The sequence below is a fragment of the Stenotrophomonas sp. STEN063 genome (genome assembly GCF_056854515.1).
Window position 1 is genome coordinate 1 of the sequence record NZ_JBXFWF010000079.1, and the last position, 19506, is coordinate 19506.

A 19506-nucleotide genomic window follows, 5' to 3' on the forward strand; every position below is an offset into this window, starting at 1 on the left:
CCCCCTCGCCCCGCCGGCCCGCGGGCGCGGCGCGCCGCCGCCCCCCCCCCCCCCCCCCCCCCTCCCGCCCCGCGCCGCCGGGGCCGGGCCCCCCCCCGCCCCCCCCCCGCCCCCCCCCCCCCCCCCACTACCGTTGGTTGTTCCAGTGCCCTTTGGCTTAGAACATCTCCCGCTGCAGGCTCAATGTACTCAGCACCTTGCTGGAGATCTCTTCGATCGAGGTGTGGGTGGTGCTCAGGGTCGGGATCCGCTCCATGCGGAACATGGTCTCGGCGGCGGTGACTTCGCGCTTGCAGGTCTCGAAGCTGGCATAGCGCGAATTGGGGCGGCGCTCCTGGCGGATCTGCTGCAGTCGCTCGGGATCGATCGTCAGCCCGAACAGCTTGTTGCGGTACGGACGCAGGCGTGGCGGCAAGCGATCCTGCTCCAGGTCTTCCTCGGTCAATGGGTAATTGGCCGCGCGGATGCCGTAGTGCAACGCCAGGTAGATGCAGGTCGGGGTCTTGCCGGCGCGCGACACCGCCACCAGCACCACATCGGCCTCGTCGTAATTCACCGCGATGCCATCATCGTGGCTCAGCGCAAAATTCATCGCGTTGATGCGGCGATGGTAGGTATCGAAATCCACCATGCCGTGCGCCTGGCCCACCTTGGAGTGCCTGGCAGCGCTCAGCTCCTGTTCCAGCGGCCCGATGAATGGGGCGAAGACATCCAGGACCAGGGCCCCGCTCTCTTCCAGGATCAAGCCGAGGCTGGAATCCACGCAGGAACTGATCACGATCGGGCGCACCTGGTAGCGCTCCCCGGCGGCCCGGATACGCGCCGCCGCCTCGAGCGCCTTGTCGGCATCGTCGACGAACGACATGCGATCAGTAACGAAACTGAAGCCATTGAACTGAGTCAACAGGCTGTGGCCGACGGTCTCGGCAGTAATGCCGGTGCCGTCGGAAACATAGAAAACCGGCCGGATTGCCGTCATGAAAGCTCCCTTCAGAGTGTGATCCTGACCTCGGGTCAAGCGTGATGGCCTAGCCTGTCCCGAAAAAGACAAGCACAAGACAAAGTATTGTCACAAGCTTGTGCGGCTTCGGTGTGCACTGCATCATATTGGCTTCTTCCTACGGACGTGGCCATCCCAAGCCCGCCACGGGCGATGGCCTCAACGGAGCATCGCGCTTGAACGAGAATATCCTGTGGTTGCATGAGCTGCGCTTGGCCGACCTGGCCCGCGTAGGTGGCAAGAACTCCTCACTCGGGGAGATGATCGGCAATCTTGCCGGTCTGGGGGTCTCCGTCCCCGGTGGTTACGCAACCACGTCCGAAGCGTTCAAGGACTTCATTGCCCACAACGACCTGTCCAAGCGCATTTTCGACAAGCTGGCCACGCTGGACGTGGAAGATGTCGCCGCCCTGACCGTTGCCGGCAAGGAAATCCGCGGCTGGGTGATCGATGCCCCGCTGCAGCCGCAGCTGGACAAGGACATCCGTGACGCCTACGCCAAGCTGAGCGCCGAGAATGGTGGCGGTGACATCGCCGTTGCCGTGCGCTCCTCGGCAACCGCCGAAGATCTGCCGGACGCTTCGTTTGCCGGCCAGCAGGAAACCTTCCTCAACGTGACCGGTGCCGACGACGTCGTGCACAAGGTCAAGGAAGTGTTCGCCTCGCTGTACAACGACCGCGCCATCGCCTACCGCGTCCACCACGGCTTCAAGCACGAAGACGTGTTCCTGTCCGCGGGCGTGCAGCTGATGGTGCGCTCGGGCGTCGGCTCCTCCGGCGTGCTGTTCACCCTGGACACCGAGTCCGGCTTCCGCGATGTGGTGTTCGTCACCTCTTCGGTTGGCCTGGGCGAAATGGTCGTGCAGGGCGCGGTCAATCCGGACGAGTTCTACGTCTACAAGCCCAGCCTGCATGCCGGCAAGCCGGCGATCCTGCGCCGCTCGCTGGGTTCCAAGGCGATCCGCATGGTCTATTCGGACGTCCCGGGCGAGCGCGTCAAGATCGAGGACACCCCGGTCGAAGTGCGCAATACCTTCTCGATCAGCGATGAGGACGTGCAGGAACTGTCCAAGCAGGCGTTGGTCATCGAAAAGCATTACGCCCGCCCGATGGACATCGAGTGGGCCAAGGACGGCGTCAGCGGCAAGCTGTTCATCGTCCAGGCGCGCCCGGAAACCGTGAAGTCGCGCGCCAAGGCCACCCAGATCGAGCGCTACGCGCTGCAGGAAAAGGGTGAAGTCATCGCCGAAGGCCGCGCCGTCGGCGCCAAGATCGGCGCTGGCGTGGCCCGCGTGGTCAAGTCGCTGGACGACATGGCCCGCGTGCAGCCGGGCGACGTGCTGATCGCCGACATGACCGACCCCGATTGGGAGCCGGTGATGAAGCGCGCGTCGGCCATCGTCACCAACCGCGGTGGCCGTACCTGCCACGCCGCGATCATCGCGCGTGAGCTGGGCGTGCCGGCCGTGGTCGGCTCGGGCAATGCGACCCAGCTGATCCAGGACGGCCAGGAAGTGACCGTCAGCTGCGCCGAAGGCGACACCGGCTTCATCTACGCCGGCAAACTGGCCTTTGACCGCACGACCACCGATCTGGGCAACATGCCGCCGGCACCGTTGAAGATCATGATGAACGTGGCCAACCCGGAACGTGCCTTCGACTTCGGCCAGCTGCCGAACGCCGGCATCGGCCTGGCCCGCCTGGAAATGATCATCGCCAGCCACATCGGCATTCACCCGAATGCGTTGCTGGAATACGACCGCCAGGACGCTGCCACCAAGAAGAAGATCGACGAGAAGATTGCCGGCTACAAGGATCCGGTGAGCTTCTATGTTGACCGTCTGGCCGAGGGCATCGCCACCCTGACCGCGTCGGTCGCACCGAACCCAGTGATCGTGCGCCTGTCGGACTTCAAGTCCAACGAGTACGCCAACCTGATCGGCGGCAACAACTACGAGCCGCACGAAGAGAACCCGATGATCGGCTTCCGCGGCGCCAGCCGCTACGTCGACCCGAGCTTCTCCAAGGCCTTCGCGCTGGAGTGCCAGGCCGTGTTGCGCGTGCGCAACGAAATGGGCCTGGAGAACCTGTGGGTGATGATCCCATTCGTTCGCACCCTGGAAGAAGGCCGCAAGGTGGTGGAAGTGCTCGCCGCCAATGGCCTGAAGCAGGGCGAGAACGGGCTGAAGATCATCATGATGTGCGAAGTGCCGTCCAACGCGCTGCTCGCCGATGAATTCCTCGAGATCTTCGACGGCTTCTCGATCGGCTCCAACGACCTGACCCAGCTGACCCTGGGCCTGGACCGCGATTCCTCGATCGTCGCGCACCTGTTCGACGAGCGTAACCTCGCGGTCAAGAAACTGCTGTCGATGGCGATCAAGAGCGCACGTGCCAAGGGCAAGTACGTCGGCATCTGCGGTCAGGGCCCGTCCGATCACCCGGATCTGGCCGAGTGGCTGATGCAGGAAGGCATCGAGTCGGTGTCGTTGAACCCGGATACCGTGGTCGACACCTGGCTGCGCCTGGCCAAGCTGAAAGCCAATAGCTGATCTGGCTGTTGCTGCATGACGACAAAACCCCGCCTTGGCGGGGTTTTGTTTGTCTGTGAGGTGGCGCTGGTTTTGGCCTTTTTGTGGGAGCGGCGTAAGCCGCGAGGCTCGCAGCTCCCGACAACCCCCAAAAGCCCACCCCTCCCCAACCCTCCCCTTGGCTACGCCAAAGGGAGGGAGCAGAGCCGCGAGGCTCGGAGCTCCCGACAACCCCAAAAGCCACCCCCTCCCCAACCCTCCCCTTGGCTACGCCAAAGGGAGGGGGTAGATCTGTAGGAGCGGCGTCAGCCGCGAAGCCACGGATCAGTCAGGTCGCAGGTGTGTTGGTAATTTCAGCATTGCCAGCTTCGCGGTTTACACCGCTCCCACAAACAAACACCAGCTGCTCACACCAACTCCGCCGCCGCTGCCACCACATCAGCATCACCCGGCAGCACCAGCAAGGCCGCACCAGCCAACGGTGTATAGGTATCCACACCGGTCACCCGGCGCAGCGGCACCTGGCCATGGCCGGCTTCAACCAGGGCGGTGATCACGCCCTCGCCCACGCCGGCACTCTGGCGACCTTCGTCGAGCACGATGATGCGCTTCGCGCCCTTCGCCTGCCCGGCGATATAGCCGGCATTGAGCGGCACCAACCAGCGCAGATCGACCACCCGCACTTTCCAACCGTGCTGCTGCTCGATGGTCCTGGCAGCGCGCAATGCCATTGGTACGCCGTTGCCGTAGCTGATGATCAGCAAGTCATCATTGCCTTCGCCGTAAACCCTGCCCTCGCCAAGCGTCAGTGCCTGATCCGGCGCCGGATACGGGAACAGCCATTGGCCATCGCCAGCGGCATGCAGATCCTTGGTCATGTACAGCGCGATCGGCTCCAGGAACACGCAGACCCGCCCGTCGACCTTGGCCAGGGCCGCAAGCGTGCGCAGCATTGCTGCGGCATCATCGCCGCGCGATGGGCAACCAACCACCAGACCCGGGATATCGCGGATGGCAGCGATCGAGTTGTCGTTGTGGAAGTGCCCGCCAAAGCCTTTCTGATAGCCCAGCCCGGCGATGCGAATCAGCATCGGGTTGCGGTACTGGTCATTGGAGAAGAACTGCAGCGAGCAGGCCTCGCCGCGCACCTGGTCGGCGGCGTTGTGCAGATAGGCCAGGTACTGGATTTCCGGCAGTGGCAGCATACCCATGTTGGCGAAGCCCTGGGCCATGCCCAGGATCATGGTTTCGTCGAGCAGGGTATTGAACACCCGACGCGGGCCGAAAGCCTTCTGCAGTCCCTTGGTGACGGTGTAGACGCCGCCCTTCTGCGCCACGTCCTCGCCGAACAGCAAGGTCTCGGGGTACTTGGCGAACAGATCGTGCAGCGCCTGGTTGATCTGCACTGCCAGATGTTTGGCCGGCTGGATCTCCGGCAAGCCAGCCTCGCTGCCGAACACCTGCAGGCGTCGTTCGCTGTAATCGGCGCGCGCCGCCTCAGACTGCACCTTGTCCGGCGTATACGGCGCCAGCGGCGCGATCACATCCTGCAGCGCGGTCAGGCGCGGGCGTTTGTCGGCATCTTCGGCGGCAGCGAAACAGCGCTGGCGAGTGTGTTCGTACAAGGCCAGCACTTCGGCCTTGTCCATCAGCCCGGACTCCACCGCAACCTGCGCCGAACGTAGCAGCGGATCGCCTGCTTCCACCGCGCACAACTCCTCCAGTGCGCGCCATTCGATCTCGAAATCGGTACCGGCATGGCCCATCAGCCGCGTGGTGCGCAGGTGCAGGAAGGTCGGCCGCCGCGTGCGTCGGCAGTGCTCGACCGCGCGCTGGACGTCGGCATAACCGTTGACCAGATCCAGACCATCGGCATGGAAGTAATCCAGCCCCGGGCGATGCCGGAAGCTCTCGGCGATCCAACCTTCCGGGGTCTTCACCGAGATGCCGATGCCGTTGTCCTCGCAGACGAACAGCACGGGCGCCGGCAGCTTCTGGAAGCTGCTCCACGCCGCCGCATTGAACGCGGTCTGGGCGGTGGCGTGATTGGCCGACGCATCGCCGAACGAACAGATGGTGATGCTGTCATCGGGAATCGGCAGGCCCTGCCCCAGTCGCTTGCCCGCTTCGATAGCCATCGCCGTGCCCAGCGCCTTGGGCAGGTGCGAAGCGATGGTCGACGTCTGCGGCAGCACCCACAACGGTTTGCTGCCCCACACTTTGTGACGGCCACCGCTGGCCGGATCGTCCTTGCTGGCTGCAAACGACAGCGCCGAATCCATCACCGGGTCCATGCCCGGCAGCTTGCGGAAGCGCTCGGCCATGAAGCCGCCGGAACGGTAATGCAGGAAGGCCGGATCGGTGTGCCTGGCGGCGCGCGCCACCATCGCATTGCCTTCGTGGCCGGAGGAGCCAATCGTGTAGAAGACCTTGTTCTGCACGCGCAGCACGCGTGCCATCAGGTCCAGATGGCGACTGATCAACTGCGACTCGAACAACTCACGGAAGCTCTGCGCATCCAGCGTGCTGCCTGGCAGTATGGGTGCGGCCGGCTGCGGCCCCCGCTCCGGGCCAGGCGGCAGCGCGCCGACGAATTCGATGAAATTGGTGTCGCAGATCTCAGCGCGGTTCAAGCCCTTCATGCGGGCCGGGATGGGATTCGGTACACGAGCAAACATGCAGACAGACTCCACAGCAAACAGGTGAGACAACGGAATCAAGCATCAACAAGGAACGCTCAGCCAGCCAGTATCGGCATGAAGCCGGGCTGGGCCTGCACCGCCTGCAACCAGCGCTGGATCGCCGGATACGAGGACAGGGCAATGCCACCATCCTCGGCGACAGCGGTATACGCAAACAGCGCGATATCGGCCACGCCGTAGTCGGGGCCGGTGAACCAGGGATTGCCCTGCAGGTGGCGCTCCATCACTGCCAGCGCATCATGGCCGCGCTCACGCAGGCGCGGCAGTTCAGCGCGGCGCGGCGAATCGGTAGGCGTCCAGATGCTGATGAAACGCGCAACGGCGATGTAAGGCTCATGGCTGTATTGCTCGAAGAACATCCACGACAAGGCCTGCGCCCGCTGCCATCCATCACTTGGCAGATACGGCGTGCCTTCGGCCAGCCAGAACAGGATGGCATTGGATTCGGTCAGTACCCGCCCATCGGCACGCTGCACCAGCGGCACCTTCCCGTTGGGGTTGAGGGCGAGGAACTCCGGAGTGCGGGTCTGGCCTTCGGCGCTGTTGACCTCGACCCATTCATAGCGCGTCCCCATCTGCTCCAGCAGCAGTCGCACCTTGTGGCAGTTGCCCGACGTGGACATGCCATACACCCGCAACCCAGCACCCGAAAAACTCACTGATCCGCTCCCCGCTACCGAATGGCAGACGACAGCCTCCATCTGAACGGATCACAGGCATCGCGGTAAAGCTGCGACCGCAGCAAAGTGCTGCTCTCAGCGTTGCGACATCCACTGCTGGCGGGATTGGCCCCACACATCCACCTCGATATCGGCGGGCGCCGGCAAGCGCGCCTGCCGCAGCAAGGTGGCGCCCAGCTTTTGCGCCACCGCCACCGAACTGGTGTTGGCCGGCACGATGGTATGGATCACTTCCTGCCAACCCAGCGCATCGAACGCCCAGTCGATGCTCGCCCGCGCTGCTTCCGGCGCATAACCACGGCCCCAGAATTCCGAAGCGATGCCCCAGCCCACTTCGGTGCCCGGCCAGCCATGCGGCTGCCACGGCCCGACCCGCCCGATCCAGCGTCCGCTGCTCTTTTCGATCACCGAGAACATCGAATACCCGAGCAGCTGCCAACTGCCGGTCAGCGCCGCCAGGCTGCGCCACGCGACCGAAGGTGGTTGCACTCCGCCGAGATGCTGCATGGTCCGGGGATCGGCGCAGAAGGCAGAGAAGGCCTCGAAGTCTTCGGCAGCCGGTGGTCGCAGCAGTAGGCGCTCGGTTTCCAGTCGCAGGTCGAAAACACTCATCGCGGTTCCTGTGTGCAGGTAAACAAGGACGCCGAGCTTGCGCCTGCTACCCCTGCCGGTCAAACCGCCGATACCCGGCTGGTAACTGTTTGTGGGAGCGGCGTAAGCCGCGAAGCTGACACTGTTCGCTCCCTAGAGCGGTATTCGCGCCGCCTGAAAGCGTGCGGGTTTCGCGGCTTACGCCGCTCCCACAAAGCAATAAAAAATCCGATGCCAGAGGTCTGGCATCGGATTCCGGTGATTCAACTGCTGAAACAAGCAGGTTTACAGCTTGCGATGCTTACTGGCGGCTGTCCGCCGGCGCCATCGCTGCGGTCTGGGTGACCAACTGACCGTCGATCACCGGCAGGCGATCACTGGCCGGCTTGTCCTGCATGCGCACGGTCTTCTCCGCGCCCTCATAGCGATAGGTCACGTCATAACCGATGGTCTGGTTGGCGTTGCCCAGCGACACGCGCTCACCCGGACGGCTGTCCATGCGCATCGTGCCGGTGCTGCCATCGGGTTTGCGGTAGCTGACGTTGTAGCCGGTGATACGGCTGGACTCGGCGGTGCGCTGTTCGGTGTGACACTGGCGCTCGGTGCGGTTGACCACGCGACCACCTACGTGACGCTTGTCCACCTGGTTGCCGATCACGCCACCCGCCACGGCACCTGCCGCGGTAGCTGCCTTCTTGCCGTTACCGCCGCCAACCTGGTTGCCGAGCAGACCGCCGATCAGCGCACCGGCGACCGTACCGCCAACATTGCCGTCACGCTCGGGCAGGCGCTCCTGCACCACCACGTCCTCGCAGACTTCGTGCGGGGTGCTGGTGGTGGAGGTTTCGCGGATCGGATCGCTGCCGGTGACCGTGCCGTAGACGCGTTCCTTCTGGGTCACCGGAGCGACCTTGAGCACGTCGGCGTACTGCAGCTGCGGCTCGACCGGCGTCTCCACCTTGCCGGTGACGGCGGCATCGTCCACCAATGGCGAGTTGTCCAGCACCGGGCGGGCGCCCTCGACCAGCGGGGCAGTGCTGGCCTTGTCGCGGCCCTGCATGAAGGCGGCGGTGGCGATGCCACCTACCAGCAACGCGCCGGCGGCAACCAAAACGGTCGTGGTTGTGCTCTTCATGATCTGTCTCCGTGCGGCTGCCCGCGTGTGTGTTGGGAGGATTCCAGCATGGATAAGCTGAACAGAGGCCAGTATTTCTGTCAGCTCCCTATCGAAATCATTCAACTCGTCGCAATATTCAGGCTGCTGGGCCTGATCTACGGGACAGTCTGAACCCTTTTCATCTGGATACGCCATGTCGAGCATGATGTTATCGCCGTTTCTGGAATGGGCACGCAAGCTGCGCTACCCCACCCTGTTCAAGCTGACCGGTGCGCTGTTCGTCATCAGCATGCTGCTGCCCGACCCGATTCCGTTTGTCGATGAGATCCTGTTTGGCCTGAGCACCTTGCTGCTCGCCAACTGGAAGCGACGCAAGGACCCGGCCGAGCCGCCGATACTGCCGGGCAAGCGCTGAGCCGTGCAGCTGATCGACAGCCACTGCCATCTGGATGCAGCTGAATTCGACATTGACCGCAAGGCGGTGATCGCCCGTGCCCGTGCAAGCGGCGTGGGTGTGCAGATCGTGCCGGCGGTGACCGCAGCCAGTTGGCCCAAACTGCGCGAGGTGTGCGCAGCGGATGCAGGCCTGCATCCGGCCTACGGCCTGCACCCGATGTTCCTGCCGGAGCACCGTGCCGAACACCTGCAGCAGCTGCGCGACTGGGTGGAACGCGAGTCACCCTGTGCCATCGGTGAATGCGGGCTGGACTTCTTCGTCGACGATCTCGATCCGGAAGCACAGCGCCTGTATTTCCAGGGCCAACTGGAACTGGCACGGGACGCCCAGCTGCCACTGATCGTGCATGCGCGCCGCGCCCTGGATGAGGTAATCCTGCGCATCCGCCGCGTTGGCGGACTCAGCGGCGTGGTGCATAGCTTTTCCGGCAGTCCGGAGCAGGCCAGGCAGCTATGGGAGCTGGGCTTCATGATCGGCCTGGGCGGCCCCATCACCTATACCCGCGCCAATCGTTTGCGTGGCCTGGTGACGCAGATGCCGTTGGAGTTTCTGTTATTGGAAACCGATGCTCCGGATCAGCCGGATGCAGGTATCCGCGGCCAACGCAACGAGCCCGCGCGGTTACGGCAGATCCTCGACACGGTCGCTGAGCTGCGGCAGCAGTCTGCGGCGGATATCGCAGTGCAGACCACCGCCAACGCAAAGCGGTTGTTCGGGTTATAGGTCCGATTGTGGGAGCGGCGGCAGCCACGAAGCCACGGATCGGTCAGATTGCAAACATGCTGGCGACTTCATCGATGCCAGCTTCGCGGCTGACGCCGCTCCCACAAACCACAACCGCTCTCAGGCTTTTACGCGCGGTTCTTCAACAGCATCTCCAGCGCCTTGCCCACCGCCACGAATGCGAACGCACCGGTGATATGCGTTGCCGCGCCAAGACCGCCGCCGCAATCCAGCTTCAAGGCCTCGTCCGGGCCCAGATTCGGGCGGATGCCACAGACGCTGCCGTCGGCCTGCGGGTACTTCACGTTCTCCAGCGAATACACCGCCGGCACGCCGAAGTAGCGCTTTGCGCTCTTGGGGAAGTTGAACTCGCTGCGCAGCTTCTTGCGGATCAGCGCCATCATCGCGTCATGCTCGGTACGCGATACGTCGCGCACCCGTACCAGGGTTGGATCGGTACGCCCGCCAGCCGCACCAATGGTGATCATCGGCAGCTTGCGCCGGCGGCACCAGGCGATGGTCTCGACCTTCACCCGGAAGCTGTCACAGGCGTCGATCACCAGATCAAAACCACGGTCCAGCAACTCGGCCATGTTGGCTGGGGTCAGGAACGATTCCACCGCCTCGACCTGGACATCCGGGTTGATCGCACGGCAGCGCTCGGCCATCGCCACAGACTTGTTGCGACCGTATTGCCCGGCCATCGCCGGCAGCTGTCGGTTGGTGTTGGAAACGCAGATATCGTCGGCGTCGATCAGGCTCAGGTGGCCCACCGCCGAGCGCACCAGCGCTTCCACGATCCACGAGCCGACCCCACCCATGCCAACCACGGCGACCTTGCAGCCGCTCAGATGGGTGATGGTGCCTGCCCCGTACAGCCGGTCGATACCGGCAAAGCGCTCACGCAATTCTTCTTTCATCGGCGCATTTTACGGCCTGCCCCGGCATGGCGGCGAGCCGACCATCGGCACGATGACACGGGCTTCGCTTGTGCCGCTGCATAATGCCCGGCAGTCGAACCCCTTTGCCACGTAGCCTGGAGCCAACGCAATGTCCGACCCAGCACCCGTCCGCCCCCCGTCCAAAGCCTCACGCTACCTGTTCGTCCTGCTCGCCGGCCTGCTGATCGGGGTGATCGCCACCGTGATGGGGATGCGCGCCATCCAGGCCCGCCAGGATCACTTCCCGGACAGTCTGATGACGGTGATGGCCAAGCAGGCCCAATTGCTGGATGAGAGCCGGAAGCAGAACCGTTGCAGCGTCACCGACAGCACACCACGCCTGCAGACACTGCGGGCACTGGCCAACGACCTGGAGACCGCCTTCCCGGGTCTGCACGATGACGAGCGCTTCCAGCAGCACGCCAGCCGCTTCCGCGCCACCTTGAACGATGCACTGGCCAAGCCGCCTGCAGATTGCGCCACGTTGGCTGCTGCGGTGCAAAAAATCGGCAGCGACTGCAAGTCGTGCCATCAGGACTTCAAGTAAGCAAACTGCGTTTTCACATGTGATTGGCCCTCCATTCACATGCAAAACCGCAGGATCTTCGCCGCGGGTCACTCAGTTGTACCCACTTTCAATCTGGCAAGGAGAAACACCATGAAGATCCAACTGATCGCTGCAGGCGCAATTGCCAGTCTGGCGCTGGCCGGTTGCGCAACCTCCCCCGGTTACGGTGGTGGCTACAACAACGGCGGCTACAACAATGGTGGTAACTACGGCAACAACAACGGCTACAACCAGAACCGTTGCACCGATTGCGGCATCGTCACCCGCATCGATACCGTCGCCTCCGGCCGCACTGCGCCCAGCGCAACCGGTGCCATTCTCGGCGGCATCGTCGGCGCAGTCGCAGGCCACGAGATCTCCGACAAGACCGGCGGCAGCAAGGGCAACCAGAACATCGCCGCCGTCGCAGGCGCGGTTGGTGGCGCCATGGCCGGTAACAAGATCCAGCAGAACGTCACCGGCAACTCGTATGACATCCAGGTGCGCATGGACGATGGCCGCGTGATCGTGGTCAACCAGAAGGACCTGGGCGGTATCCGCGAGAACACCTATGTGCGCGTGGTCAACGGCCGCGTGGTGCTCCGCTGAGCCGTTCCCGTCACCACTGACGGAGAAAGGCCCGCTTGCGCGGGCCTTTCTTTTAACTGTACGACCGCCGGATCAGGCCGGCTGTACGGCGTCAGCCTGCAGGCCCTTCTGGCCCTGCACAACGGTAAAGGTGACCTTCTGGCCTTCCTTCAGGCTTTTGAAGCCATCGGTCTGGATGGCGCGGAAGTGCACGAACACGTCCTCACCATTTTCGCGGCTGATGAAGCCGAAGCCCTTGGCGTCGTTGAACCACTTGACGGTACCGGTTTCGCGATCAGACATCTCGACTTACTCCCTGTAGCTCTTTCGTTTGATGGTTACGCCCGGTGAGGCGGCTGGTTGCAAGGAGGAAGCGAGGTGCAGCGATGCAGCAAATCCTTGGATCTACCCATCAGGCCACGATTCACGGTGACCTTGCCAAGCTCAGCGGCTGCAACTTAACTCGGGGCTAAATAAATTGCAACACCGGCACATGCATTAAAGTCAACCCCTATACGACCCCCTTCAGAGCACACATGGACTATTCATTCATCTTCTATCTGGTAGGCGCCCTGCTGGTTCTGGTCGGCATAGCCGGCATCATCCTGCCCGCGCTGCCGGGGGTACCGCTGGTGTTCGTCGGCTTGCTGCTGGCCGCCTGGGGCGACGGCTTCAACCGGGTGGGCTGGCTGCCCCTGGTGGTACTGGGTGTATTGACGGTCATCTCGATCATCGTGGATGTGATCTGCACCGTCGCCGGCGCCAGGAAGGTGGGCGCCAGCAAGCTGGCCCTGATCGGCTCGGCGATAGGTACGGTGGTCGGCCTGTTCTTCATGCCGATCGGCCTGTTCGTGGGTCCGTTCCTCGGCGCCCTCGGCGGTGAGTACCTGCACGGCCGCCAGCTCGGCCAGGCCACCAAGGTCGGCCTCGGCACCTGGCTGGGCATCGTCCTCGGGGTCGCACTCAAGCTGGGCCTGGCAGTCGCCATGGTCGGCGTGTTCGCCATTGCCTGGTTCTTCTGAACGCCACCCTGACTCCACGTGGACAGGGTAATCACCGACAATCCTCAACTTGCCACTGCTGCCGGCGTGCAATTTCCCCGATTGCCCCGGCCCGGCCACCCCACAGCGACCGGATGGAATCCATGCAAACACACGCTCTTCGCCATGCCCTGCTGCTCATCCTGAGCGGTACCAGCGCTTCGGCTCTCGCGCAGGAATCGATGCCAACCCCCGCCTCGCCGCAGGCCTGCTTCGCGCTTGAGACCGATGCCACCCGCCTGGCCTGCTACGACAGCGCACTCGGCCGCACCCCCACCGACACCCGTGCAGCCGATGCCGCGGCCGCCGCTGCACAGCAGGCGCGCAAGGAGGCCAAGGCCACCGCCAAGGAACTGGACCAGCCACTACCACGCCGCAACGAGCTGTTCGCGCATGACGAACTGGATTCGGCAGCCGCCAATGCCGGCCGCGGCTCCTTGCTGGACAGCCGCTGGGAGCTGGCCAAGGACTCCAAGCTGGGCCTGTTCCAACTGCGCGCCTACAAGCCGGTGTATCTGCTGCCGGCCTTCTGGAGCAGCAAGCCCAATGAGATGCCGCACTCGCCCAACCCCAACAACACCGTCACCCAGGCCGAGGAGCTGGACAGCACAGAGCTGAAGTTCCAGCTCAGCTTCAAGACCAAGGTCACCGAGAACCTGTTCGGCGACAACGGCGATATCTGGGTTGGCTATACCCAGAGCTCGCGCTGGCAGGCCTACAACAGTGAACTGTCGCGCCCGTTCCGCGAAACCAACTACGAACCCGAGGTGATGCTGACCTTCCGCAACGGCTACTCGCTGTTTGGCTGGAACGGGCGCATGACCGGCTTCAGCCTCAACCATCAATCCAATGGCCGCAGCGATCCACTTTCGCGCAGCTGGAACCGGGTGGTGATGAACGTCGGCCTGGACCGTGAGAACTGGGCGATCATGCTGCGCCCCTGGTACCGCATTCCGGAAGGTCGACGCGACGACAACAATCCGGACATCGAGGACTACATGGGCCGCGGTGACGCCACCCTGGTCTACAACCGCAACGGCCATGAGCTGGCCATCACCGGCCGCCACTCATTGCGCAGCGGTGATCGTTCGCATGGCTCGCTGCAGATGGACTACGGCTTCCCGATCAACAAGCTGCTGCGCGGCCATGTGCAGGTATTCGATGGCTACGGCGAGAGCATGATCGACTACAACCACCGCGCCACCTACATCGGCCTTGGCGTGTCCCTGCTGGAGTGGTTCTGAACAATGAAAGCGACCATCTGGCACAACAACCGCTGTTCCAATTCACGCGGCGCGCTGGCGCTGCTGCAGGAGGCAGGTGTCGACGTCGAGGTCATCAACTACCTCGACAACCCGCCCACGGCGGCCCAGCTGCGCACGCTGCTGGACGCCATGGGCATGCCTGCCCGCGACTTGCTGCGCAGCAAGGAGACCGCCTTTGCCGAGCTTGGGCTGGCCGCGAAACTCGATGACGAGGCTGCATTGGTCGAAGCGATGAGCCAGCACCCGGCGCTGATCAACCGGCCCATCGTGCGTACCGCCAAGGGCACGGCCCTGTGCCGCCCACCGGAAACCGTGCTCAGCCTGATCGGCTGAGCCCCGCTCTCTGCAGCACCTGCTCTGGCGCCGCCCTGGCGTGCGCCAGGCAACCTCAGTTGCGCTTGGCAGTGGCCTGGACGATGGCGTCGTAGAGCTCTTCGAAGCTTTGCCTGGGCTGGAACAATTCGCCATTGATGAAGAAGCTGGGCGTGCCAGTGACACCGCTACGCATACCGCTCTCGATATCACGCTGTATCCGCAGCAGACTATTGCTGTCGTCCATCGCTGCGGCCAGCCCATCTTCCGGCAAGCCCAACTCACGCATCAGCTCGCGATAGACCACCTCGCCGAGCTGCTGCTGACTGCGGAACAGCGCGTCATGCGCCTCCCAGAACTTGCCATGGTCGGCGGCATACTCAGCAGTGATCGCCGCTGGCAACGCCTGAGGGTGCGCCTGCACCAGCGGGAAATTGCGGAACACCAGGCACAAGCCTTCGCCAAAGCGCTGCTGCAGGCGCTTCACCAGCGAAAACGCCTCGCCGCAGTACGGGCATTGGTAGTCGGCATACTCAACCAGTACCACCGGCGCATCCAGGCTGCCCTGGACGTGATCCGCCATGCTCACCGGAACCGTCAATCCGCTCATCCCTTCACTCCCGATCATTGCTGCCAATTCACCGTGCAAGCGTAACGTTTGATCATGGCAACGCTACCCATTCAACCGCGCAGCGGGCGTGAAGTATGGCTATCGAACCCAGCCTGCCACTACCGCCGTTCAGCAGACGCAGGCAGAATCGGCCGATCAAAGACAGGAAGTCCGCAATGGTCCGTACCCGCCGTTCATTCTTTGCCTACGGCTCCGCGCTGCTTGGAGTCCTGAGCCTGCTGGCCGTTGCCTGTTTCCATTTCCCCGAACTGCTGACCAGCCGCGAGTTCCGCGCGGTCTACAACGAACAGTTTGCCCGCCACCTGCTGCTGGTCGGGCTGGCCGCTGCGTTCATCATGGGAACCGTCGCGATCCTGCGCGATCGCAACAAGCGCATCGCCACCCTGGGCGTCGGCACGGCAACTCTGGCGGTGCTGCTCGGCGGCACCAATGTCCAATTCGACGCCATCGGCCAGACGCCGTACTCCCTGGGACTGGATTGGTTCGTGCTGTCGCTGTTCTTCTCGGCGCTGGTGTTCGTCCCGCTGGAGCGCTATCTGGGCAAACGCGAGCTGTCGCCGCTGCGTCCCGGCTGGCGCACCGATGTGGCCTACTTCTTCATGAGCCATGTGCTGGTGCAGTTCATCCTGATCCTGGTCACCGCTTCCACCTCGACCATCGCCGGGCTGGCAGCCTTCCCCTCGTTGAAGGCAGCCATCCAGTCACTGCCGGTGTGGGCACAGTTCCTGATCGCAGTCTTTGTCGCCGACATGGCCCAGGCCCTGCTGCACCGCGCGTATCACAACATCCCCTGGCTCTGGCGCTTCCACGCCGTGCACCACTCCAGCCGGCACATGGACTGGCTGGCCGGCTCACGCGTGCACTTTGTCGAGATCGTGCTGACCCGCAGTGCGGTGTTGTTGCCGCTGCTGATCCTAGGCTTCTCCACCCCGGCGGTGAATGCCTACGTGATCCTGGTCGGCCTGCAGGCGGTGTTGGCGCACGCCAATCTCGGCATCCGCTTCGGTTGGCTGGAATACCTGCTGGTACTGCCGCGCTACCACCACTGGCACCACGCCCGACAGCAGGACTATGTCGACGTCAACTACGCCATCCACCTGCCGCTGGTGGACATGCTGATGGGCACCTTCAAGCTACCGCGCGATCAAGCCCAATGGCCGCAGGAGTATGGCGTGATGAAGCTGGAGACGGTGCCCAACGGCATCATCAAACAGCACCTGATGCCGTTCCAGGGAGGACGCAAGTTCGACGACCACGTCGATTGAGCGATCCGCCCGGCTCTTGTAGGGGCGGCGCTGGGTGGCCTCGGGCCATAAGCCGCGAAGCCACCAATGTCACCGCACCGTCACGCTCACAACCAATCACTGATCCCCTCACGCCGATAAACCTCGGCAAATGCCGGCCGCGCCTTCATCCGCGCTGCATGCGCAGCCAGCGCCGGCCAGCTGTCGCTAGGACGCGGCATGTTGCGGCTCCAGCGCATCAGCATGGTCAACATGAAATCGACGACGCTCAGCTGATCGCCCAGAACATGGGGGCCATGCGCACCCAGATGATCAGCCATCTGCTGCCAGGCTGCTTCCAACTGCAGCCGGGCCCGCTGCTTCACTTCCTCTGCATGCAATTCACCAGCCGGCTCCTGCGGATAGAACCAGGCGCGATAGGCTGGCATCAAGGTGTACACGCAGAAACACATCCAGCGGTAGTAGTCGCCGCGCGCGGCGCTGCCCGGCGCTGGTGCCAGCCCTGCCTGCGGGTGCAGATCGGCGAGATGCATGGCAATGGCAGCGGACTCGGTCAGTACCTGCCCATCCATGATCAGCGCAGGCACGCGGCCGGCAGGATTGATCGCCAGGAACTCCGCTGACTTCTGTTCGCCGCGCTCAAAATCCAGCTGGCGCAGCTCATGCGCGATACCAAGCTCGATCAGCAGCCAATGCACCACCAATGAAGCAGTGCTTTGCGATCCGTACAGAACAACCGACATGCGCTGGGTTCCCGGCTGGAAAAACACATTCTAACCAGGCCAGACACCGCACTTGTAGGAGCGGCGTAAGCCGCGAAGCTGATGAAGCAACCGCTGCAGCAACAGCAAACATCAAAAGCACCCCTCTCCAACCCTCCCCTTGCCTGCGGCAAAGGGAGGTAGCAGACGCCGCGCCGCCGTGCTTTCGTGGCAGCGTCGTAGGCTGCGGAGCTGATGATTTGATGGCTTCCCGGGAAAGCCTCTGCCGAGCATGGCTCGGCACTACAGGTGCGTCGCAGCTATCGGCTGGTTCAGTTGCAGCTGTTCATGCAACTGTTCAAGCGTTCGCCACACACCGACGCGGCAGACCTGTTCTGGCAGAACGCCTGTGAAGTCTGGCAGGCACCGCGCAGCTCCGGATTGGCGATCTTGTCACACTGATTGTTGCGGTTCGCTTCACCACAGTCGCCGTAACTGCGTGGGTTGGCATTGCAGCGCTGATAGGCGTTCTGGCAATACGTCACGCAGGCTGCGGGATCGTTGCGCGGCGCGCCCTGCCAACCGCCGCCGCTCGCACAGGCGGCAAGCAACAACACCATCGGAACAAGCACCCATGTAAACCTGCGCATCGGACAATCCCTGGAAACGACGACGGCCCGAGCATAGCCCGGGCCGTCGCGGCATCACCAGTGACAGCGGTCGATTACTCGACGATTACCGGAATCTTGCCAATGCGGGCCTGCCATTCGCGCGGACCGGTCTTGTGCACCGATTCGCCGGTGGAGTCGACGGCCACGGTCACCGGCATGTCCTGCACGGTGAACTCGTAGATGGCTTCCATGCCCAGGTCGGCGAAGCCCACGACCTTGGAGGCCTTGATCGCCTTGGACACCAGATAGGCCGAGCCACCAACCGCCATCAGGTAGGCCGACTTGTTGTCGCGGATCGCCTCGATCGCCGCCGGGCCGCGCTCGGCCTTGCCGACCATGCCCAGCAGGCCGGTCTGCTCCAGAATCTGGCGGGTGAACTTGTCCATGCGGGTGGCGGTGGTCGGACCGGCCGGGCCCACCACTTCGTCACGCACCGGATCGACCGGGCCGACGTAATAGATGAAGCGGCCCTTCAGGTCCACCGGCAGCTGCTCACCCTTGTTGAGCATTTCGACCATGCGCTTGTGCGCGGCGTCGCGGCCGGTCAGCAGCTTGCCGTTGAGCAGCAGGGTCTGGCCCGGCTTCCATGCAGCCACTTCTTCCGGGGTGATGTTGTCCAGATCGACGCGGGTGCCCTTGGACGCGTCGTAGGTAAGCTTGGGCCAGTCTTCCAGCGACGGCGGGTCCAGCATCACCGGGCCACTGCCATCCAGGGTGAAGTGCGCATGGCGGGTAGCGGCGCAGTTCGGAATCATCGCGATGGGCAGGTTGGCGGCGTGGGTCGGGAAATCCTTGACCTTGATGTCGAGCACCGTGGTCAGGCCACCCAGGCCCTGCGCGCCGATGCCCAGTGCATTGACCTTCTCGTACAGCTCCAGGCGCAGCTCTTCGGCACGGTTGGATGCGCCGCGGGCCTGCAGATCGGTGATGTCGATCGGCTCCATCAGCGATTCCTTGGCCAGCAGCATCGCCTTCTCAGCGGTGCCGCCGATGCCGATACCGAGCATGCCCGGCGGGCACCAGCCAGCGCCCATGGTCGGCACGGTCTTGAGCACCCAGTCGACGATGGAATCGGATGGGTTGAGCATGGCGAACTTGCTCTTGGCCTCCGAACCGCCACCCTTGGCGGCGACGATCACATCGACCGTATTACCCGGCACGACCTTGACGTTGACCACGCCCGGGGTGTTGTCCTTGGTATTGGTGCGCTTGCCGGCCGGATCAGCCAGCACCGAGGCGCGCAGCTTGTTGTCCGGGTAGGCGTAGGCGCGGCGGATGCCCTCGTTGGCCATGTCCTCGACACCCATGGTGGCGTCGTCCCAGCGCACGTTCATGCCGATTTCCAGGAACACGGTGACGATGCCGGTGTCCTGGCAGATCGGCCGATGGCCTTCGGCGCACATGCGCGAGTTGATCAGGATCTGGGCAATGGCCTCTTTGGCCGCCGGCGACTCTTCGCGCTCATAGGCAGCGGAGAGGTTCTTGATGTAGTCGACCGGGTGGTAGTACGAGATGTACTGCAGTGCGTCGGCGACGGACTGGATGAGGTCTTCCTGCTTGATCGATGTCACGGCTTGCTCGCTTGCTGAAGGCTGGCGGGGGTTCAGCCCACCATTTTACGCCTTGGCGCGGCGCAGTGCTGCCCGACTTTGGGCATGTGGGAGCGGCGGCGGCGCCCCGGGCGGGCGGCCCGCCGGGGGTTGGGCGGGCGGGGGGCCCCCGGGCGACCACCCCGCAACAAAAGCCGGGGGTGGTGCGGGGCCGA

20 protein-coding genes are annotated in these 19506 nt (G+C 63.8%); 9 read left to right on the top strand and 11 right to left on the bottom strand.

Features of this window, described 5'->3' with window-relative positions; translation table 11 throughout:
* Positions 1–157: 157 nt before the first annotated feature.
* Positions 158–979, bottom strand: a complete 822-nt coding sequence (ppsR, locus tag AC1VWL_RS17125; RefSeq protein WP_282272415.1) for a posphoenolpyruvate synthetase regulatory kinase/phosphorylase PpsR — start codon at positions 977–979, stop codon at positions 158–160.
* Between the two features lie 197 nt (positions 980–1176).
* Here ppsR and ppsA point away from each other — a divergent pair, with 197 nt between their 5' ends.
* Positions 1177–3552 (top strand): phosphoenolpyruvate synthase, encoded by a 2376-nt coding sequence (gene ppsA / locus AC1VWL_RS17130; RefSeq protein WP_482987477.1) that lies wholly within the window; start codon positions 1177–1179, stop codon positions 3550–3552.
* A 386-nt stretch (positions 3553–3938) separates the two neighbouring features.
* On the opposite strand, the gene AC1VWL_RS17135 is transcribed toward ppsA, so the two are convergent.
* From AC1VWL_RS17135 to AC1VWL_RS17150, 4 genes are all read right to left on the bottom strand, one after another.
* Complete coding sequence (locus AC1VWL_RS17135) at positions 3939–6209, bottom strand: thiamine pyrophosphate-dependent enzyme (protein ID WP_482987478.1); 2271 nt, start codon at positions 6207–6209, stop codon at positions 3939–3941.
* A 59-nt stretch (positions 6210–6268) separates the two neighbouring features.
* Complete coding sequence (locus AC1VWL_RS17140) at positions 6269–6871, bottom strand: glutathione S-transferase family protein (protein ID WP_481615634.1); 603 nt, start codon at positions 6869–6871, stop codon at positions 6269–6271.
* A gap of 117 nt (positions 6872–6988) precedes the next feature.
* Positions 6989–7525: a GNAT family N-acetyltransferase gene (locus tag AC1VWL_RS17145; protein WP_482987479.1), complete on the bottom strand. Its 537-nt coding sequence runs from the start codon at positions 7523–7525 to the stop codon at positions 6989–6991.
* 280 nt (positions 7526–7805) lie between these two features.
* The gene (locus AC1VWL_RS17150; RefSeq protein WP_296246545.1) at positions 7806–8639 is read right to left on the bottom strand and encodes a glycine zipper 2TM domain-containing protein; all 834 of its coding nucleotides are present in this window, start codon (positions 8637–8639) and stop codon (positions 7806–7808) included.
* Between the two features lie 175 nt (positions 8640–8814).
* On the opposite strand from AC1VWL_RS17150, the gene AC1VWL_RS17155 reads away from it, so the two are divergent.
* Together AC1VWL_RS17155 and AC1VWL_RS17160 are read left to right on the top strand one after the other, a co-directional pair.
* A complete protein-coding gene (locus AC1VWL_RS17155; protein WP_062166057.1) occupies positions 8815–9036 on the top strand; it encodes a DUF6116 family protein in 222 nt (73 codons plus the stop codon).
* Positions 9037–9039: 3 nt separating this feature from the next.
* Positions 9040–9801, top strand: a complete 762-nt coding sequence (locus tag AC1VWL_RS17160; RefSeq protein ID WP_482987480.1) for a TatD family hydrolase — start codon at positions 9040–9042, stop codon at positions 9799–9801.
* Positions 9802–9929: 128 nt separating this feature from the next.
* Here AC1VWL_RS17160 and AC1VWL_RS17165 read toward each other — a convergent pair whose 3' ends face one another.
* Positions 9930–10721, bottom strand: coding sequence for a tRNA threonylcarbamoyladenosine dehydratase (locus tag AC1VWL_RS17165; protein WP_481615675.1), 792 nt, complete (start codon positions 10719–10721; stop codon positions 9930–9932).
* 130 nt (positions 10722–10851) lie between these two features.
* On the opposite strand from AC1VWL_RS17165, the gene AC1VWL_RS17170 reads away from it, so the two are divergent.
* Both AC1VWL_RS17170 and AC1VWL_RS17175 read left to right on the top strand, forming a co-directional pair.
* Entirely contained in the window at positions 10852–11289 is a 438-nt protein-coding gene (locus AC1VWL_RS17170) for a cytochrome c (RefSeq protein ID WP_482987481.1), read from the top strand.
* A 111-nt stretch (positions 11290–11400) separates the two neighbouring features.
* Positions 11401–11898, top strand: coding sequence for a glycine zipper 2TM domain-containing protein (locus tag AC1VWL_RS17175; protein WP_282271585.1), 498 nt, complete (start codon positions 11401–11403; stop codon positions 11896–11898).
* Positions 11899–11970: 72 nt separating this feature from the next.
* On the opposite strand, the gene AC1VWL_RS17180 is transcribed toward AC1VWL_RS17175, so the two are convergent.
* Positions 11971–12180 carry a cold-shock protein gene (locus tag AC1VWL_RS17180; protein WP_282271583.1) on the bottom strand — a complete coding sequence of 70 codons (210 nt, stop codon included), beginning with the start codon at positions 12178–12180 and terminating at the stop codon, positions 11971–11973.
* A 233-nt stretch (positions 12181–12413) separates the two neighbouring features.
* Here AC1VWL_RS17180 and AC1VWL_RS17185 point away from each other — a divergent pair, with 233 nt between their 5' ends.
* The 3 genes from AC1VWL_RS17185 to arsC all read left to right on the top strand — a co-directional run bounded on the left by AC1VWL_RS17185 (position 12414) and on the right by arsC (position 14515).
* The gene (locus tag AC1VWL_RS17185; protein WP_482987482.1) at positions 12414–12899 is read left to right on the top strand and encodes a DUF456 domain-containing protein; all 486 of its coding nucleotides are present in this window, start codon (positions 12414–12416) and stop codon (positions 12897–12899) included.
* Positions 12900–13021: 122 nt separating this feature from the next.
* Entirely contained in the window at positions 13022–14161 is a 1140-nt protein-coding gene (locus tag AC1VWL_RS17190; protein WP_482987483.1) for a phospholipase A, read from the top strand.
* Between the two features lie 3 nt (positions 14162–14164).
* Positions 14165–14515, top strand: a complete 351-nt coding sequence (gene arsC, locus AC1VWL_RS17195; RefSeq protein WP_482987484.1) for an arsenate reductase (glutaredoxin) — start codon at positions 14165–14167, stop codon at positions 14513–14515.
* Between the two features lie 55 nt (positions 14516–14570).
* Here arsC and AC1VWL_RS17200 read toward each other — a convergent pair whose 3' ends face one another.
* Positions 14571–15104, bottom strand: a complete 534-nt coding sequence (locus tag AC1VWL_RS17200) for a DsbA family protein (RefSeq protein WP_482987485.1) — start codon at positions 15102–15104, stop codon at positions 14571–14573.
* A 176-nt stretch (positions 15105–15280) separates the two neighbouring features.
* Between AC1VWL_RS17200 and AC1VWL_RS17205 the strand changes: the two genes are divergently transcribed.
* Positions 15281–16390 (top strand): sterol desaturase family protein, encoded by a 1110-nt coding sequence (locus AC1VWL_RS17205; RefSeq protein WP_482987486.1) that lies wholly within the window; start codon positions 15281–15283, stop codon positions 16388–16390.
* A gap of 86 nt (positions 16391–16476) precedes the next feature.
* On the opposite strand, the gene AC1VWL_RS17210 is transcribed toward AC1VWL_RS17205, so the two are convergent.
* The 3 genes from AC1VWL_RS17210 to AC1VWL_RS17220 all read right to left on the bottom strand — a co-directional run bounded on the left by AC1VWL_RS17210 (position 16477) and on the right by AC1VWL_RS17220 (position 19312).
* Entirely contained in the window at positions 16477–17112 is a 636-nt protein-coding gene (locus AC1VWL_RS17210) for a glutathione S-transferase family protein (protein ID WP_482987487.1), read from the bottom strand.
* 290 nt (positions 17113–17402) lie between these two features.
* Positions 17403–17720 (bottom strand): hypothetical protein, encoded by a 318-nt coding sequence (locus AC1VWL_RS17215; protein ID WP_481615682.1) that lies wholly within the window; start codon positions 17718–17720, stop codon positions 17403–17405.
* A gap of 74 nt (positions 17721–17794) precedes the next feature.
* Complete coding sequence (locus tag AC1VWL_RS17220; protein ID WP_282271569.1) at positions 17795–19312, bottom strand: fumarate hydratase; 1518 nt, start codon at positions 19310–19312, stop codon at positions 17795–17797.
* Between the last annotated feature and the right edge of the window lie 194 nt (positions 19313–19506).

What these genes read in the sequence shown, in the direction of transcription:
- ppsR (WP_282272415.1), bottom strand. Translation starts at nt 979, where the DNA reads ATGACGGCAATCCGGCCGGTTTTCTATGTTTCCGACGGCACCGGCATT.
- AC1VWL_RS17135 (WP_482987478.1), bottom strand. Translation starts at nt 6,209, where the DNA reads ATGTTTGCTCGTGTACCGAATCCCATCCCGGCCCGCATGAAGGGCTTG.
- AC1VWL_RS17145 (WP_482987479.1), bottom strand. Translation starts at nt 7,525, where the DNA reads ATGAGTGTTTTCGACCTGCGACTGGAAACCGAGCGCCTACTGCTGCGA.
- AC1VWL_RS17150 (WP_296246545.1), bottom strand. Translation starts at nt 8,639, where the DNA reads ATGAAGAGCACAACCACGACCGTTTTGGTTGCCGCCGGCGCGTTGCTG.
- AC1VWL_RS17155 (WP_062166057.1), top strand. Translation starts at nt 8,815, where the DNA reads ATGTCGAGCATGATGTTATCGCCGTTTCTGGAATGGGCACGCAAGCTG.
- AC1VWL_RS17165 (WP_481615675.1), bottom strand. Translation starts at nt 10,721, where the DNA reads ATGAAAGAAGAATTGCGTGAGCGCTTTGCCGGTATCGACCGGCTGTAC.
- AC1VWL_RS17170 (WP_482987481.1), top strand. Translation starts at nt 10,852, where the DNA reads ATGTCCGACCCAGCACCCGTCCGCCCCCCGTCCAAAGCCTCACGCTAC.
- AC1VWL_RS17175 (WP_282271585.1), top strand. Translation starts at nt 11,401, where the DNA reads ATGAAGATCCAACTGATCGCTGCAGGCGCAATTGCCAGTCTGGCGCTG.
- AC1VWL_RS17180 (WP_282271583.1), bottom strand. Translation starts at nt 12,180, where the DNA reads ATGTCTGATCGCGAAACCGGTACCGTCAAGTGGTTCAACGACGCCAAG.
- AC1VWL_RS17185 (WP_482987482.1), top strand. Translation starts at nt 12,414, where the DNA reads ATGGACTATTCATTCATCTTCTATCTGGTAGGCGCCCTGCTGGTTCTG.
- AC1VWL_RS17190 (WP_482987483.1), top strand. Translation starts at nt 13,022, where the DNA reads ATGCAAACACACGCTCTTCGCCATGCCCTGCTGCTCATCCTGAGCGGT.
- arsC (WP_482987484.1), top strand. Translation starts at nt 14,165, where the DNA reads ATGAAAGCGACCATCTGGCACAACAACCGCTGTTCCAATTCACGCGGC.
- AC1VWL_RS17200 (WP_482987485.1), bottom strand. Translation starts at nt 15,104, where the DNA reads ATGAGCGGATTGACGGTTCCGGTGAGCATGGCGGATCACGTCCAGGGC.
- AC1VWL_RS17205 (WP_482987486.1), top strand. Translation starts at nt 15,281, where the DNA reads ATGGTCCGTACCCGCCGTTCATTCTTTGCCTACGGCTCCGCGCTGCTT.
- AC1VWL_RS17210 (WP_482987487.1), bottom strand. Translation starts at nt 17,112, where the DNA reads ATGTCGGTTGTTCTGTACGGATCGCAAAGCACTGCTTCATTGGTGGTG.
- AC1VWL_RS17215 (WP_481615682.1), bottom strand. Translation starts at nt 17,720, where the DNA reads ATGCGCAGGTTTACATGGGTGCTTGTTCCGATGGTGTTGTTGCTTGCC.